This window comes from Kitasatospora sp. NPDC101183 (assembly GCF_044767945.1).
In the GTDB taxonomy this organism is placed as follows: domain Bacteria; phylum Actinomycetota; class Actinomycetes; order Streptomycetales; family Streptomycetaceae; genus Kitasatospora.
Window position 1 is genome coordinate 141741 of the sequence record NZ_JBIWOW010000005.1, and the last position, 14211, is coordinate 155951.

The following is a 14211-nucleotide window of genomic DNA, read 5'->3' on the forward strand; positions in this document are numbered from 1 at the left end:
CTCGTGGGGCGTGGTGGTGACAGGCTGCCACGAGGGTCCGACAATCGCCGCCGGGGCGCGCGGTGCGTCAGCGGCAGAGGGCGGCGGCGCCGATCAGGCCCGCGTCGGTGCCCAGCTCGGCGCGGCGCAGCTGCAGACCGTCCAGGTAGGGGAGGACGGCGTAGGCGCGCAGGTGGCGGGAGAGCGGCTCGAACAGCACGTCCCCGGCGGTGGCGACCCCTCCGCCGACCACCACCCGGTCCAGGTCCACCAGGGCCGCCGTCGCGGCGATCCCGGCGGCCAGGGCCCGGGCGGCCCGGTCGTACGCGGCCAGCGCGATCCCGTCCCCCGCCTCGGCCGCCGCGGCGACGGCCCGGGCCGTGCGGTCCTCGCCGGGCGGGTGCCAGCCGGCGGCCAGGGCGCGGCGGGCGATGGCCGTACCGCTGGCGATGCCCTCCAGGCAGCCGCGGGAGCCGCAGGGGCAGGGCTCGCCGTCCAACTCGACGGTGATGTGGCCGAGATGGCCCGCGTTGCCGCTCGGGCCGGGGCGCACGGCGCCGTCCAGGACCAGGCCCGCGCCGACGCCCGTCGACACCACCAGGCACAGCGCGTTCGCGGCGCCCCGGGCCGCGCCCTGCCAGTGCTCGGCGGCGGCCATCGCGACACCGTCGCCGGCGAGGCGTACGGGCAGGGCGCGGGCGGCGACGGCCGGGTGGGCGGCGGCCCGGGCGACCAGGGGGAAGCGGCGCCAGCCGGGGATGTTGACCGGGCTGACGGTGCCCCCGGCGAGGTCCACCGGGCCGGCGCTGCCGATGCCGAGGGCCGTCACGGCGGGCCAGTCGGGGGTGGCGGCGAGGCGGTCCAGCACGCGGTGGACGACGGCGAGGACCTCGGGGGCGGGCGCCTGGGCGGGGGTGGGGAGTTGGAGGCGGTGGCGCAGGCGGCCGTCCGGGTCGACCAGCGCCCCGGCGATCTTGGTGCCGCCGATGTCGACGGCGGCGTAGAGGGGGGCGGGGGTGGTCATGGCGCCCAGCGTAGATCACGGGCGGGGGCGGCGGGGGAGGGGTGGATCGACCTCGCCGAGTCGGAGGAGCGGCTGGAGCCTGTGCACGCGGCGCGGGCGTTGGTCAGATCGGCATGGCGCCCGGCGGGACGCCGTACTCCACGCCGTACGGGGTCAGGGCGAGCACGCCCCGGCCCCGGACGCGGGTCGCGGGGCCGACGCCGTAGGGGTCGATGCTCAGGGCGGCGGCGAGCTTGCGGGCCATGTCGAGCTGGGCGAAGCCCCACTCGAACTCCAGGTCCTCGCCGTCGAACTCGGCGGCGAGGCGGGCGAGTTCCAGCCGCTCGGCGGGGAGGGGATCGCCGATCTCCTCCGCTTCCTCTTCGCCCTCCTCGTAGTACTCCTCGGAGGCGGCGCGGCGCAGGATCACCCCGTCCTCGGCGACGAGCCAGGCGGAGCCGTCGTTCTGGGCGCCGTGGAAGTAGGCCTGCGCGGAGCCGTAACGGGCGCTCAGCTCGCGGCAGATGCGGGCGACCTCCTCGGTGCGCTCCGCGTCGATCGGGCTGCACCAGCGGCCGAGGAGGAGCGTCCAGCCGTCCAGTTCGGGGGTGACGTAGACGCGGGCGTACTGGGGGAACGGCGGGCCGTCCGCGCCGTCGTGGCCGTCGGCGTCGGCGACGGAGGAGCCGAGGGTGAAGGTGACCGGCTCGGGGTCGGTGAGGCCGAGGAGGTCCAGCAGGGCGTCCTGGTCGCCGGTGCGGACGGCGATCCAGGAGAGGAAGCAGGCCGTGAGGGGGTGCGGGGTCTCGTCCAGCCGCTTGATGCGGATCAGGCGGCGGACGGCGGCCCGGTCGGCCGGGTCGAGGTCGCGGGGGTCCACCAGCTCGGCCAGGACGGCCAGCGCGCCGCGCCGCTGGGCGCCGGGGCCGTGGCGGCGGACGTGACGGAGGAGGGGGACGGCGTCCTCGCCGAGCGCCGTCAGGGCGGCTCTCGCACTGCGGCGCACCTCCGGCGCCGGGTCCGCGAGGAGCGGGAGCAGCCTGTCGGCGTGCGGGAGGGCGGCCGGTGTGCCGAGGGCGCCGGCGGCTGCGGCGCAGATGGCGGGCTGCACGTGGTCGAGGACACCGAGGTACTCGTCCAGGCAGGCGGGCCCGAGACCGCGCAGGACCCGGGCCAACTCCCCGGCCACCTCGGGCTCGTCGGCCAGTGCCTTCACGACGGGGGCGAAGGCGAAGCGCCCGAGCCGCTGGAGTGTGACGACGTACATCGACCCGGCCCGGTCGCTCGGGGGTTGGCGCAGCCGGTCGAGGAGCGGGGCGACGGCGGGCGGGCCGAGCGTCGCCAGGGTGTCCCGGGCGGTGACCCGGGCCGCCGTGTCGTCACTGTCCAGCTCCGATATCAGCCGCTCGATCATCCCCTGTGCCACCCGGGCATTCTCCACCCTGCGGCGGGAACGATGTCGAGACGGCGTCGCTCGCGGTTCCTGTCTCCAACCGCTGGGCCCTCGACCACCTCCTCGCGGGCACCCCGCTGGAGGCCCTCCTCACCGACCCGCCGGGTAGACCGGCGCTGTCGGGAACGCGGCCACCAGGCGCTGTGCCTCCGCGAGCGTCAGGGCCTGCGTCTCCACGTTGACGTGAAAGTTGTCCAGGGGGAGGGCAAGGCCCAACAACCGCTGGACCGCCTCGTAGGCCTCCCGCAGATCAGGGGTTCGCATGACCGGCAACGCTCTCGACGTACTCATGCCGCCCCACTCTCCCAGACCCACCTCCACCCCCTCACCCGAGTTTCCGCAGCTCACGGCCCCACGCAAGAGGGTGCGCAGGAAGTCGGCCACGTCGACTTCCTGCGCTCTGCAGTTGGTTCGACCTGTCTCACCGAAGCTCGACCGCTCGGAATCCGTCTCCCCCAGGTGCTTGAATCCATGGCATGACGGACTGGTCCCAGCTCAGCCACGCGTACGGCAGCGCCCAGGACATCCCCGGCCTCCTCGACGCCATGAGCCCGGACCCGCACGACGACTGCTGGAACGAGCTGTGGTCGGCCCTGTGCCACCAGGGCGCGGTCTTCTCGGCCAGCTACGCGGCACTCCCGGCCCTGGCCGACGCGGCCCGACGCTGGTCGCCGTCGGAGCGGCGGCAACCGCTCTACCTGGCCGGCGCCATCGTCGCCGGCATCGACCGGCCCGACAACGGGGAAGACCCCTACGTGTCCCGCGCCACGGAGATCGCCGAGATGCGGAGGCTCACCGAGGAGGCCCTGCGGGATCCCGGGCTGACCCAGGACCCCCTCAACTACGTCCAGCTCCTGGGAACGCTGCTCAACTTCGAGGGGGTCGAGGTCTGGGGCGAGCAGATCGACGGCCTCAACGTCGAGGAGTACGAACTGCCCTGCCCCGCGTGCGAAGCCGAGAACTCGATCGTCTTCGGCGAACACGGATACTTCTCGACCACCGACCACCTGTACATGCTCCAGGCCCCCGCCAAGCGGTTCCCCCTCCAGCCACGGGACCCTGCTGCGCTGCAGGGCCTGGCCCGCCGACTGCACGGACGTATCCACGCCGACGGCCACCCCTACCTCGCGCACAAGCTGACCTACGTCTTCGGCACGGCCCGGTGCGCGGAATGCGAGGCGCCCTTCGACATCGCGGAAGCCGTCGTCGCGCGCTGGGGCGCCTGACCGACCGGACGACGACAACCCCGCCCGGAGAGCACCGTGGCAGGGGCACGGTCACACTTCGGTGAGCTGGAGTTCTCCCGTACGGAGTTGTGAGCCCTTGGCCGTCCCTCAGCTCTCCGGCCGCTGGGCCCAGAACAGGACGTGGCCGGTGTCGCCCTCGGGGACGAGCTCCTCGTGGGATACCTCCAAGCCGGCGCGCACGAGCCAGGAGCGGGTGGTGTCCGCGTCCGCGTGGCTCCACCACATCGGGGCGCCGCCTCCGAGCCAGTTCTCGTCGGTTCCGGTCCAGGCCCGGTGGCCGGTGGTGGCCAGGAGCCAGCCTCCTGGCCGAAGCCAGGAGGCGATCCGGCTCAGCAGGGGCGGCTGCTCCTCGACGGGGATGTGGATCAGGGAGTACAGGCAGACCACGGCGTCGAAGGCCCCGGGCGGGAACGTCAGGGCTGTGGCGTCCGCGCGAAGGAACTCGGCGGCCGGTACCAGTTCCCGGGCCCGCCGGACCTGGACGTCGCTGATGTCGACGCCCGTGACGCGGTGCCCCGCCGCCGCGAGCGACCGGGCGACGGGGACTCCGGTTCCGCAGCCCACGTCCAGCACGGTGCCGGTCTCCGGGAGGCGCCCGAGCAGTTCCTCGATCCACGACCCGTACTTCGTCTCGCTGCCGAACGCCCGCTCGTAGTGCGCGGACAGCCGGTCGTATCCGCGCCGGACCAGGTCCTTCGGATCGTCACCATTCACAACGGCGCACCGTAGCGGTCACCGGAGGGTGGAGCTACGCCTTTTCCCGAACGTGCTGGGTGAGGAAGAGGGCCGCGCGGTCCAGGGCCTCGTCCGCCTCGTCCAGGAGGCCGGCGAAGGCCTGGAACACGTGCGGCACATCGGCGGTGACGTCCAGGATGACGTCCACCCCGGCCGATCGGGCGCGCGCGGCGAGGCGGGTGGAGTCGTCCAGGAGGATCTCGTTGGTGCCGACCTGGATCAGCACGGGGGGAAATCCGGTCAGGTCGGCGAGGACGGCCGGGCTGAGCAGGGGCTGGTACGGGTCGGCGCCGGCGAGGTACATGGCCCCGGTGCGTTCGACGGCCCGGCGGGTGAAGATCGGGTCGGCGGCCTCCCTGGTGTCCATGCTCCCGCCCGTGCGGGTCGCGTCGAGGCCCGGCGAGAACGCCACGACGGCGGCGGGGAGCGGCAGGCCCGCGTCACGGGCGGCCAGACAGGTGGTGACGGCGAGGCCGCCGCCCGCGGAGTCGCCGGCGAACGCGATGGTGGAGGGGGCGTGCCCGCCGTCGAGGAGGGCGCGGTAGGCGCTCAGGGTGTCGTCGATCGCGGCCGGGAACGGGTGCTCGGGGGCGAGCCGGTAGTCCACCGAGTGGGCTTCGAAGCCGGTCCTGGCGACCAGATTGCCGGTCAGCGACAGGGCGGTCTCGGGGGAGCCGAACACGAAGCCGCCGCCGTGGAAGTACAGGATCGTCCCGGCGCGGCGCCCGCCCGTCGGCTCGACCCGCAGGGCGGGGCGGTCGCCGAGGGTCGTCGGTGTGGTGCGCACGGTGTCGGGCACGATCATCCGGGCCATCAGCGCCCTGAAGCCGGCGCGTATCTCCTCGACCGACCGTGGCCCTTCGGGCTGCGGCCGGCGCAGCATCGCGTCGATCTCGGCGCGCTGTGACTTGCTCATGGCTGTCCCTCCGGCAATGTGCATTCCCGTACAGTAGATGCCATGGAATGTACATCACTCGATGGCGACGCGGTCGACCTGCCGGCCTTCTTCGCCGACCTCGTACGGTGCGAGACGCGTCTCTACAACGCGCTGAACGACCGCCTCCGCACGGCGCACGGGATCGTCACCTCGCAGTTCGAGTTCCTGCGCCACCTGCGCGACCACCCCGGAGCGCGCGTGGCCGACCTCGCGGCCGAGTTCGCCATCGGCATCGGGGCGACCAGCAAGGGCGTCGACCGGCTGGAGAAGCAGGGATGGGCCGTCCGGCGGCCGAACCCGGCCGACCGCCGGTCCTCGCTCCTGGCCCTGACCGACGACGGCACACGGCTCGTCGACGCCGCGGAGGAGACGTTCGCGGCAGGGCTCGCCGAGCTGATCGGCGGCGCGTCCGTGTCGGCCGCCGGCCGGGCCCTCGCCGAGCTGCGCGCGGCCCTGGAGCGCGACCGGATCGGCACGCCCACGGGGTGAGGGGCGCCGCCTCTGGGTCAATGTGACTCGTTCCCACCACGCGGAAGACTGTGCGCGTGACCCGTCCCGCTGCGCTTGCCGCCGCTGAAGAGATCCACGATCGTTCGCCGTAGTAGCCGGCCCGAAGTCCTGGACCTGCGGCGCAGTGGGATGATCCTGCCGACGGTTCAGGACGAGGAGGAACGGTGGACGACCACTCGAAGCATGACCACTCCGGCTGGGAGGAGGTCGTGCGCGCGGCTCGGGAGCGTGCCCGCTCGCGGCAGGCCCTCATGGTCGAGCGCTTCGGGCTGTCGGGTGACGTGCAGTACCACTGGTCCATGGACGACGCGCAGATGACGTGGTCGCGCGACGGGAAGGTGTTCCTCGTCGGCCGACTCACGATGATCGGCAGCGTCAGCCTGGCCCAGCAGTCTTGGCTGTGGTCCTGGGCGAACGAGTCACTGCCACGGACGGTCCTGGGAGACATCGAACGGGTCCGGCAGTTCGGCGAGGCGAACAACTACCCCGTCCTGCCGTGGCCGGGTTTCAACCACCACCCGGAACTCGTCGCCGAGGCGCGGCTGGTGGCCGCTTCGGTGCTCGATGCGGAGGGGCTGTGGGCCGACTCGACGGACGAGATGCAACTCCACTTCCTGGTCCACGACTTGGAGCTGGTCACCGAACACCGGTGACGCTCGCCTTGATGGCCTGGTTGTGGGGCGTGTGTGGGGTCGCGAGCCTCGAGGGAGTGCCGGCTGGAGTGGTTGCGCGGGAAGTCGGCCCGGCCGACTTCCCGCGCACTGGAGTGGGCGTTCGCGGACGACGCGCGGGTGAGGGTGCTCACCGGGGACTGGCGGCTGCTTGAGCAGCACGCGCCATTCGGCGTCTTCTTCTCCGGCCGCGGTGGCAAGCGTGACGACCCTCAGCGGGTTGTTGAGCTGCTCGCCTCCGGTGGCATTCTCATCCTGGACGACTTCACACCCGGCCGCCTCGCTTCGGCGGTGGGGTGGATGAGCTGCGGCTCTTCCACCCCACGCATTCGGCCCTTCGCTCCACCGAGGTACTCACAACGCCTTCCAACTGGGCGGTCATCACAACTCGACGCCCCTAGCCGAGGGCCAGTTGCGGGTAGCCGATCTCGGCGAGGTCCTCCGCCAGGTCCGCGGGAGTGGCCACCGGGTTCACGGTCCTGGCGGGGCCGTTTGCTCGGGCAGGTTAGGCTTGCCTAAGTTTTGCTGCTCCGGTTCACTTGAGGGCAACCAGGGAGGACGGGATGGACGAGCGGCTGTACTCGATCAGCGAGGTGGCGGGCGCCTTCGGGCTGTCGGTGCCGGCGCTGCGCTACTACGAGGAGTGCGGGTTGCTGGCCGCCACCGCGCGGCGTGGGCGGGTGCGGCAGTACGACCGGGCGGCGCTGGAGCGGTTGGCGCTCGTCCAGTTGTGGCACGTGGACGGGATGATCCCGATCGCGGGTACGGCGGCCGTCGTGGCGAGCGAGGCGGCGGGGGAGCGCAAGGCGCTGCTCGCGGTGCAGCGGGACGAGATGCTCGCCCGGGCGCGTCGGCTGGAGCGCGCCGCCGCCGTGCTGACGCACATGCTCGGCTGCCACCGGGACCTCCCGCTGACGTGCCCGACCACCCGTGAGCACATCGGTGCGCGGGTGGACGCGGCGCTGGCGGGGGAGGTGTTGGAGGACGGGTTCCTCCCACGGGAGCCCGGCGCCGTCAGCGGAAGCGGGCGAGCGTCGGCCCGTCCGGCCGTACGGTGATGCTGTAGCTGGAGCCCCGGGGCGGGTCGAGGAGCGTCAACGGGCCCAACGGTAGGAGCAGTTCGAGCAGCGCCGCCGTCTCCCGCAGGGCGAACTGCGTGCCCAGGCAGGCGCGGGCGCCGAGGCCGAAGGGGATGTACGCGCCGACGGGCAGCCGCCCGGAGGAGAAGCGGGCGGGGTCGAAGCGTTCCGGGTCGGGCCACAGGGCCGGGTCGCGGTGGGTGAGGAACGGGCAGACGAGGACGTCCGTGCCCGCCGCGATGTGGTGGCCCTCGACGACGTCGTCCCGTACGGCGTGCCGGGGGAGCAGCCAGGCGGGCGGGTAGAGTCGCAGTGTCTCGCTGACCAGCGCGGCCGGGTCGGCGCCGTGCGTCTCCGGGAAGCGGTCGAGCAGCAGGTACAGCCAGGTGAGCGTGGTGGCCGTGGTCTCGTGCCCGGCGACGAGCAGGGTGACCAGCTCGTCGCGGATCAACTCGTCGGTGTACTCGGGGTATTGGTCGGAGGCATCCACCAGCACCCGCAGCAGGCCCGGGTCCTGGGACGCGGAGGATGCCCTCGCCGCCGCGATCGCGGCGTGTGCGACGGTGTCGATCCGCGCGAGGTCCGCCTCCACCAGCCGCCGCGCCTCGTCCACCGACCCCGGCAGGGTCGGCATCTCGGCCACCACCCGCTCCACGGACCGCAGTTCGGTGTCCGTACGGTCGTCCAGCGGCAGCCCGGTCAGCGCCCGCCAGACGGTGTCCAGCGCGAAGCGGCGCATCTCCTCGCCGAGGTCGAAGGTCTCCCCGCTGCGCCGGTACCCCTCCCACCGGTCGGCGGCCTGCCGGGCGGCGGCAGCGATGCGCTGCTCGTACCGGCGCATCCCGGGGCCGGTGAACTGGGACTGCAGCAGCCGCCGTTGGCGCTTCCAGGCGTCGCCGGTGGCGGAGAGCACGCCGTTGCCGACGAGCATCCGCGCCCGGTGCGAGCGCTTGACGTACGTGTCGGGGTGGCGGGCCAGGACGTGCTGCACGGCGGCCGGGTCGGTCACCAGGACGGTGGGTGTCGGCCCGAGCCTGAACGCGGCGAGCCCGCCGACGCCGTGCCGGGCCCGGGTGAGCAGGTCGACCAGTTCGGCCTCCTCGGTGCGCCACTGCTCGACGGCCTCGGCGGCCAACTCCGGTACGGGCAGGGGGTGCGAAGTCACCTGAGGGCTCCTGAGTTCGGTCGTGCTGCCGATCCGACACGATACCGAGCGAACAGACGGCTGCGCCGCGATCCGTCCCCTCAGGCGGATCGCGGCGCAGCGGCTTTCAGGTGGTGCGGTCAGGCCTCAGGGAGGCGTCAGATCGCCTGCCACAGGGCGGGGACGATCGGCGGCTCCCAGCCGACCTGCGCGGTGTGACCCTGGATGCAGCGGTAGCTGACCCCGTTGTAGGTCACGACGTCCCCGGCGTTGTACGTGGTGCCGGGCGTCCAGGTCCCTCCGGGGTTGCCCGGGCCGCTGACGACCAGCGTGAAGCTGGTGGTGTGGCTGGCCGAACCCGCCCCGGTGACGGTGATGTTGTAGGTGCCCGCGGTGGTGGAGGAGGCGGTGCTGATGTTCAGCGTGGACGAGCCGCCGGACTGCACGGAGGACGGGCTGAGCGAGACCGTCACACCCGCGGGGGCGCCGGAGGCCGTCAGGTTGACGGTCTGGGCGGAGCCGGAGGTGGTGGCGGTGGAGACCGTCGCGCTGGTGGAGTCACCGGGCTTGACGGTGGCGGTGGTCGGGTTCACCGAGAGGGAGAAGTCGTTGGCGGGCGTGGTGCCGCCGACCGAGGTCTTCCAGATGGTGTAGGCCACGCCGTTGGCGCTGCGGCCGAGCGGCGTCGCGTCGACGTTGCTCGTGGTGTCGCAGGACTGGTGGTAGCAGGAGTCGTAGGACTGGCCGCCCTGGCCGCCCCACTTCGCCGCCTGGGCCGAGGTCTTGACGGCGTCGGCACCGGCCGCGTAGCCCGAGGTCGGGATGCCGGCCTGCTGGAAGGAGTAGTCGTCCGAGCGGCCGACGCCCTCGACGTTCTCCTCCGGCTGGAGGTTCAGCGAGTCCCAGTACGCCTTCATCGGCGCGGCGGCGCTGGAGGTGATGTTGTTGATGAAGTAGCCGGCGTTGGGCGAGCCGACCATGTCGAAGTTGTAGTAGCCCTTGATCGCCGAGCGCTGGGCGGAGCTCAGCTGGCCGACGTAGTAGTTGGAGCCCTGGAGGCCCTGCTCCTCGCCGGTCCACCAGGCGAAGCGGACGTGGCGGCTGAGCGACGGGTTCTGCTGGGCGAGCGCGAGGGCGTTCTCCAGCAGGACGGCGGAGCCGGAGCCGTTGTCGTTGATGCCGGGGCCGGCCGAGACGCTGTCCAGGTGGGCGCCGAACATGGTGACCTGGTCGGACGGGCCGCCGGGCCAGTCGGCGATCAGGTTGTTGGACTGGTAGCTGCAGGAGGTGCAGGTCTGCTCGGCGACGGTGTAGCCGGCCGCCTGGAGCTTGGCCTTGATGAACGCCACCGACTGGCTGTGCCCGGCGCTACCGGCCCGGCGGTTGCCGCCGTTCTGGTTGGCGATGGTGTTCAGCTGGGTCAGGTCGGCCTGGATCTTGGTGACGTCGATGGTGGGCGGGGTGCCCGGGTTGGGGCCGCCGCCGCCGACCGTCAGGGTGTACTGGGCGGTGTGGGTGGCCGCACCCTCGGTGCCGGTCACGGTGATGGTGTAGGTGCCCGCGGCGGCCGAGTTGGAGGCCGCCAGGGTCAGCGTGGCGGAGCCGCCGGCCTGCACCGAGGAGGGCGAGACGGTCGCGGTCACGCCGGTCGGGGCGCCGGTGGCCTTGAGGTTGACGGTCTGCGCGGTGCCCGAGGTCACCGAGGTGCCGATCGTCGCGGTGGTCGAGGCGCCGGGCTGGACGGTGCCGGAGGCCGGGCCGAGGTTGAGCGAGAAGTCGTTGTTGCCGCCGGAGGGCGTGCAGCTCGGGTCACCGCTCTGCGCCGGCACGCTGACCGCGTCCCAGGCCGCCTTGGTGGCGTTGTAGTAGCCGCAGGTCGGGTCGAGGTTCTTGGCGGCCGTCAGGGTGGTGGTGCGGTAGCGCTTGTACGTCATGCCGCTGGTCTTGAGCAGCATGCCGCCGTACCAGACCTGGCCGGCCTGCTTCATGCCGATGCCGGTGACGGAGGAGTTGTTGCAGGTCGGGCTGCTGGGCGAGCCGTTGGTGCCGCTGGAGCCCTTGGACAGCAGGTAGAACCAGTGGTTCAGCGGGCCGGCGGCCGCGTGGACCTCGGTGCTGGGGATGGAGGAGGAGTAGCAGTTCGGGTCGCCGTTGACCAGGGAGGGGTTGTACAGGTTGCGGATCGGGCCCTGGCCGACCAGGTTGATCACGCGGCCGACCTGGTAGTCCGGGTAGTCGTAGGAGGAGGGCTCGTTGTTGTACTCCTTGGTGAGCGCGCCGAAGATGTCACCGGTGCCCTCGCCGAGGCCGTTCTCGTTGTTGGCGCCGCCGGGGGTGAACTGGTCGATGCCGTGGCCGAATTCGTGGCCGACGACGTCCTGGGCGGCGATCCACTCGCCGGCCTGGCTGTGGCCGATGGAGACGGAGCTGCCGTCCCAGTAGGCGTTGACGTCGCTCAGGCCGACCTTGACCGGCCAGCTGCCGCCGTTGCCGTCGTGGCCGTTGCGGCCGAGCCAGTCGCGGAGCATGTCCCATTCCTTCTGGGCCGCCCACATGGCGTCGCCGCAACCGGTCTCCTTGCTGGAGGGGTTGCCGTTGCCCCAGGAGTCCGAGGACTTCCGGAAGACCTGGCCGGTGCTGTAGTCGGAACAGCTCAGGCCGGGCCGGCTCGGGTCGGTCAGCGAGTACGAGCCGCCGGAGCCGGAGGTGCTGATGGTCAGCGGGCCGGGGCCGTTCCACTTGCTGTTGACGGTGCCGGCCTCGACGTCGTCGTAGGTGTCGACGACCTCGCCGGTGACCGCGTCCACGAAGACGTGCAGGCTGCTCGGCGCGCTCTCGGTACGACCCTTGAGCACCGTCTCCCAGGCGAGCGTGCTCGTGCCGTCCTTGACCTTGACGACGAGGCGGCGCTGGGCCACCGAGTCGACGGTGGCCAGCTTGGTGCGCGCGGTCCTCTCCGCGGCGGCGGCGCTGATCTTCGGGGTGGTCGACCCGCCGACCGGGCCGGAGGCGGCGGACTGCGAGCCGCGCACCTTGCCCTGGCTGTCGGCGAGCACGACCGCGTCGCCGCCGACGACCGGAAGGCCGTGGTAGGTGCGGTCGTACGAGACGGAGTACAGGCCGCCGAGCCAGGGGGTGACGGCGCGGCGCTCGTACGACTCGCCCGGGCCCTTGGCCAGCGAGTCGGCCCCGGCCGCGGCGGCCGCGTCGGCGGCGTTCACGGCGAGGGCGAGCGCGCTCGGTTGGGGCGCGGGCGTGGGGGCGGGCGCGGCGGTGGCCGGCCCTGTGGTGCCGGCTATCGCGCCGACCAGGAGAGTCAAGGTGGTGGCTGTGGTGAGCAACCGCCCTGTGGAAACTCTGCGTTGCATCGAGGCTCCTCGAACGTGGGGGTCCTCGACCGCGGACGGCATGGCTGGGGGCTCGCCGCAGGGCCGCGTCTGGGGGAACGGCCGTGCGGGCTGTCCGCGCTCGGGTGCCCGAACCCTCACATGGCGTCATGCTCTGGTCAATGGCTGGTGCGCGTGGTGCATAGGGTTGGCAAATTCCGTCAAGCTGGGCTTTTGGCCCAGTGGTTGAGACCACCTGGGGCAACTGGTCGAGACCACCTGATGTACGGATCGATCGCCATCCAGTACCGTCCTGCTCGTGGAACCGGGGGGAACGACGCGACCGGGGAGGCAGCGTGCACCGCAACCTGGTGGGCTCCGACGCGGGGGCGCACCGCCCCGGCGGCCAGGAGGTGGGCGCCTGGCGGGAGTTCGGCGCCCTGCTGCGGCACTGGCGGCGCCGGGCCGGGCTGACCCAGGCGCAACTCGGCGCGGGGGTCGGTTACGACCACACCGCCGTCAGCAAGATCGAGCACGGTGCCCGCCGGGTCACCCCCAGGATCGCCGAGAGGATCGACGAACTGCTCGGCGCGGCCGGGGAGTTGCGCGAGGCCTGCCTGCGGGCCGAGACCGCCGCCCTCCCGGCCATCGACCCCTTCCCTCCGGGGCTGCTGCGCCCGCCGCTGCCCTCGCACCTCCCCTCCCTCTCCCTACGCGCGCCGATCGCCGCACCGCAGCCGCCCCGGCGGCTGCCGGACTACGGACTGCTCTGCCCCCTGCACGACGCCCAGGGCTGCGACGTCCCCGAGGAGCGGGAACTGGCCCTGCTGCACGCCGAGTTCTGCGCCGCCGACCCGGCCGTCGCCCCGCCGCTGGACGCCCCCACCGCGCACGCCCTGGCCGGGCGGCTCGCCGCCCACCTGCGCGCCGGGGAGTCCGGCGACCGCCTGGCGCTGGCCCTCGACATCGAGCGCGCCCTGCGGGCCGTGCTCGCCCGGCTCGCCGTCGCCCCCGCCTCGCAGCGCCGCCCCCTGGCCCGGCTGGCGGCCGAACACGCGCACGCGGCCGGGGCGCTGCGGATGCAGGACGGCCGCGGCGCCACCGCGATGGCCTGCTTCGACCGGGCGCTCACCTGGGCGCGGCTGGCCCAGGACGAGGCGACGCAGGTCGGCACCCTCAGCGACCTGAGCACCCTGGTGCGGCTGGACGGGGACCCGGGCGCGGCGCTCGGCTACGCCAGCGAGATCGAGCGGGCCGCCCCCGGCCGGCACTGGGCGGGCGCCATGGGCGGGATCGGCCGCGCCAGGGCGCTGGCCCTGAGCGGGGACGTGGGCGGCACCGTCCGCGAGATCGACCGGGCGCGGGCGCACGTGGAGCACATCGGTGCCCGGGACGAGGTGGACGCGCCCTGGCTCACCATCGCCTCCATGCGGGTGCGGGTCGAGGCCGCCGCCGCGGCGGCCCTGCGCGACCTCGCGGCGGCGGTGGACGACCCCCGGCTGGCCCGGCGCGCACTGGAAGCCGCCGAGACGGCCCTCGACCTGCTGGGCCCGGCGCAACTCCCGGCCAGCCGTCTGCTGTTCAACGTCCGCATGGCCGACTGCCACGCCTGCGCCCACGACCCGCAGGCGGCCGTGGAGCTGCTCGGCCCGACCCTGGAGGCCGGACCGGAGGGCGCGCTGCCCGCGCTGGTCGGGTACGAGCTGCGCGGGCTGCGCTCCCGGCTGGCCGCGCACCGTCCGCAGGTGGCGCGGCGCTTGGGGGAGCTCGCGGGGTTGTGAGGCCCCCGCGGGCCGCGTACGCGAGCGCCGAATGTGTTGAAGGAACGGCTGAATGCGCCGGTTTCACTCCGGGCTTTCGTCAACTTCGTGTGCATACCTTGCGTCGATCGGGTCAATCGTGGCGTTAACACGTCGAATGACTGACCAGGAGTCAACATCCGGCTAGAGTCACTGATCGTTTCCTGTCGTAACCGGTCATCAGCCTGCGAAGAACGATGGATTGTGTGCTGATCTTCAATTCAGTGTTCGTGGTCGGAATATTCATTCTTGTGCCTGGGTAACCCCCCTCGCACCACCGACGACCCCGCACCGAAGCCGGCCCCGTCACGCCACCAGCCCCGGAAGG

General features: G+C 72.8%; 12 protein-coding genes. 5 read left to right on the forward strand and 7 right to left on the reverse strand.

Annotation, left to right across the window (positions count from 1 at the left end):
- Window positions 1–67 precede the first annotated feature (67 nt).
- From ACIRRS_RS08250 to ACIRRS_RS08260, 3 genes are all read right to left on the reverse strand, one after another.
- The gene (locus tag ACIRRS_RS08250; RefSeq protein ID WP_402966668.1) at window positions 68–1003 is read right to left on the reverse strand and encodes an ROK family protein; all 936 of its coding nucleotides are present in this window, start codon (window positions 1001–1003) and stop codon (window positions 68–70) included.
- A gap of 103 nt (window positions 1004–1106) precedes the next feature.
- Window positions 1107–2408, reverse strand: coding sequence for a hypothetical protein (locus tag ACIRRS_RS08255; RefSeq protein ID WP_402966669.1), 1302 nt, complete (start codon window positions 2406–2408; stop codon window positions 1107–1109).
- A gap of 117 nt (window positions 2409–2525) precedes the next feature.
- Window positions 2526–2819, reverse strand: a complete 294-nt coding sequence (locus ACIRRS_RS08260) for a hypothetical protein (protein ID WP_402966670.1) — start codon at window positions 2817–2819, stop codon at window positions 2526–2528.
- A 92-nt stretch (window positions 2820–2911) separates the two neighbouring features.
- On the opposite strand from ACIRRS_RS08260, the gene ACIRRS_RS08265 reads away from it, so the two are divergent.
- The gene (locus tag ACIRRS_RS08265) at window positions 2912–3661 is read left to right on the forward strand and encodes a hypothetical protein (protein WP_402966671.1); all 750 of its coding nucleotides are present in this window, start codon (window positions 2912–2914) and stop codon (window positions 3659–3661) included.
- 108 nt (window positions 3662–3769) lie between these two features.
- Here ACIRRS_RS08265 and ACIRRS_RS08270 read toward each other — a convergent pair whose 3' ends face one another.
- On the reverse strand, window positions 3770–4396 hold the full coding sequence (locus ACIRRS_RS08270) for a class I SAM-dependent methyltransferase (RefSeq protein WP_402966673.1): 627 nt from the start codon (window positions 4394–4396) through the stop codon (window positions 3770–3772).
- Window positions 4397–4430: 34 nt separating this feature from the next.
- On the reverse strand, window positions 4431–5333 hold the full coding sequence (locus ACIRRS_RS08275; RefSeq protein WP_402966675.1) for an alpha/beta hydrolase: 903 nt from the start codon (window positions 5331–5333) through the stop codon (window positions 4431–4433).
- A 42-nt stretch (window positions 5334–5375) separates the two neighbouring features.
- Here ACIRRS_RS08275 and ACIRRS_RS08280 point away from each other — a divergent pair, with 42 nt between their 5' ends.
- The 3 genes from ACIRRS_RS08280 to ACIRRS_RS08290 all read left to right on the forward strand — a co-directional run bounded on the left by ACIRRS_RS08280 (window position 5376) and on the right by ACIRRS_RS08290 (window position 7593).
- On the forward strand, window positions 5376–5843 hold the full coding sequence (locus tag ACIRRS_RS08280) for a MarR family winged helix-turn-helix transcriptional regulator (RefSeq protein ID WP_402966677.1): 468 nt from the start codon (window positions 5376–5378) through the stop codon (window positions 5841–5843).
- Window positions 5844–6028: 185 nt separating this feature from the next.
- Window positions 6029–6517, forward strand: coding sequence for a DUF6882 domain-containing protein (locus ACIRRS_RS08285; RefSeq protein ID WP_402966679.1), 489 nt, complete (start codon window positions 6029–6031; stop codon window positions 6515–6517).
- A 581-nt stretch (window positions 6518–7098) separates the two neighbouring features.
- Complete coding sequence (locus ACIRRS_RS08290) at window positions 7099–7593, forward strand: MerR family transcriptional regulator (protein WP_402966681.1); 495 nt, start codon at window positions 7099–7101, stop codon at window positions 7591–7593.
- Here ACIRRS_RS08290 and ACIRRS_RS08295 read toward each other — a convergent pair.
- Entirely contained in the window at window positions 7550–8779 is a 1230-nt protein-coding gene (locus ACIRRS_RS08295; protein WP_402966683.1) for a cytochrome P450, read from the reverse strand. The genes ACIRRS_RS08290 and ACIRRS_RS08295 overlap by 44 nt on opposite strands.
- 137 nt (window positions 8780–8916) lie before the next feature.
- Window positions 8917–12126 (reverse strand): M28 family peptidase, encoded by a 3210-nt coding sequence (locus ACIRRS_RS08300; RefSeq protein WP_402966685.1) that lies wholly within the window; start codon window positions 12124–12126, stop codon window positions 8917–8919.
- A gap of 314 nt (window positions 12127–12440) precedes the next feature.
- On the opposite strand from ACIRRS_RS08300, the gene ACIRRS_RS08305 reads away from it, so the two are divergent.
- Entirely contained in the window at window positions 12441–13865 is a 1425-nt protein-coding gene (locus ACIRRS_RS08305) for a helix-turn-helix domain-containing protein (protein WP_402966687.1), read from the forward strand.
- The last annotated feature ends 346 nt before the right edge of the window (window positions 13866–14211 follow it).

What these genes read in the sequence shown, in the direction of transcription:
- ACIRRS_RS08250 (WP_402966668.1), bottom strand. Translation starts at nt 1,003, where the DNA reads ATGACCACCCCCGCCCCCCTCTACGCCGCCGTCGACATCGGCGGCACC.
- ACIRRS_RS08265 (WP_402966671.1), top strand. Translation starts at nt 2,912, where the DNA reads ATGACGGACTGGTCCCAGCTCAGCCACGCGTACGGCAGCGCCCAGGAC.
- ACIRRS_RS08275 (WP_402966675.1), bottom strand. Translation starts at nt 5,333, where the DNA reads ATGAGCAAGTCACAGCGCGCCGAGATCGACGCGATGCTGCGCCGGCCG.
- ACIRRS_RS08280 (WP_402966677.1), top strand. Translation starts at nt 5,376, where the DNA reads ATGGAATGTACATCACTCGATGGCGACGCGGTCGACCTGCCGGCCTTC.
- ACIRRS_RS08290 (WP_402966681.1), top strand. Translation starts at nt 7,099, where the DNA reads ATGGACGAGCGGCTGTACTCGATCAGCGAGGTGGCGGGCGCCTTCGGG.
- ACIRRS_RS08300 (WP_402966685.1), bottom strand. Translation starts at nt 12,126, where the DNA reads ATGCAACGCAGAGTTTCCACAGGGCGGTTGCTCACCACAGCCACCACC.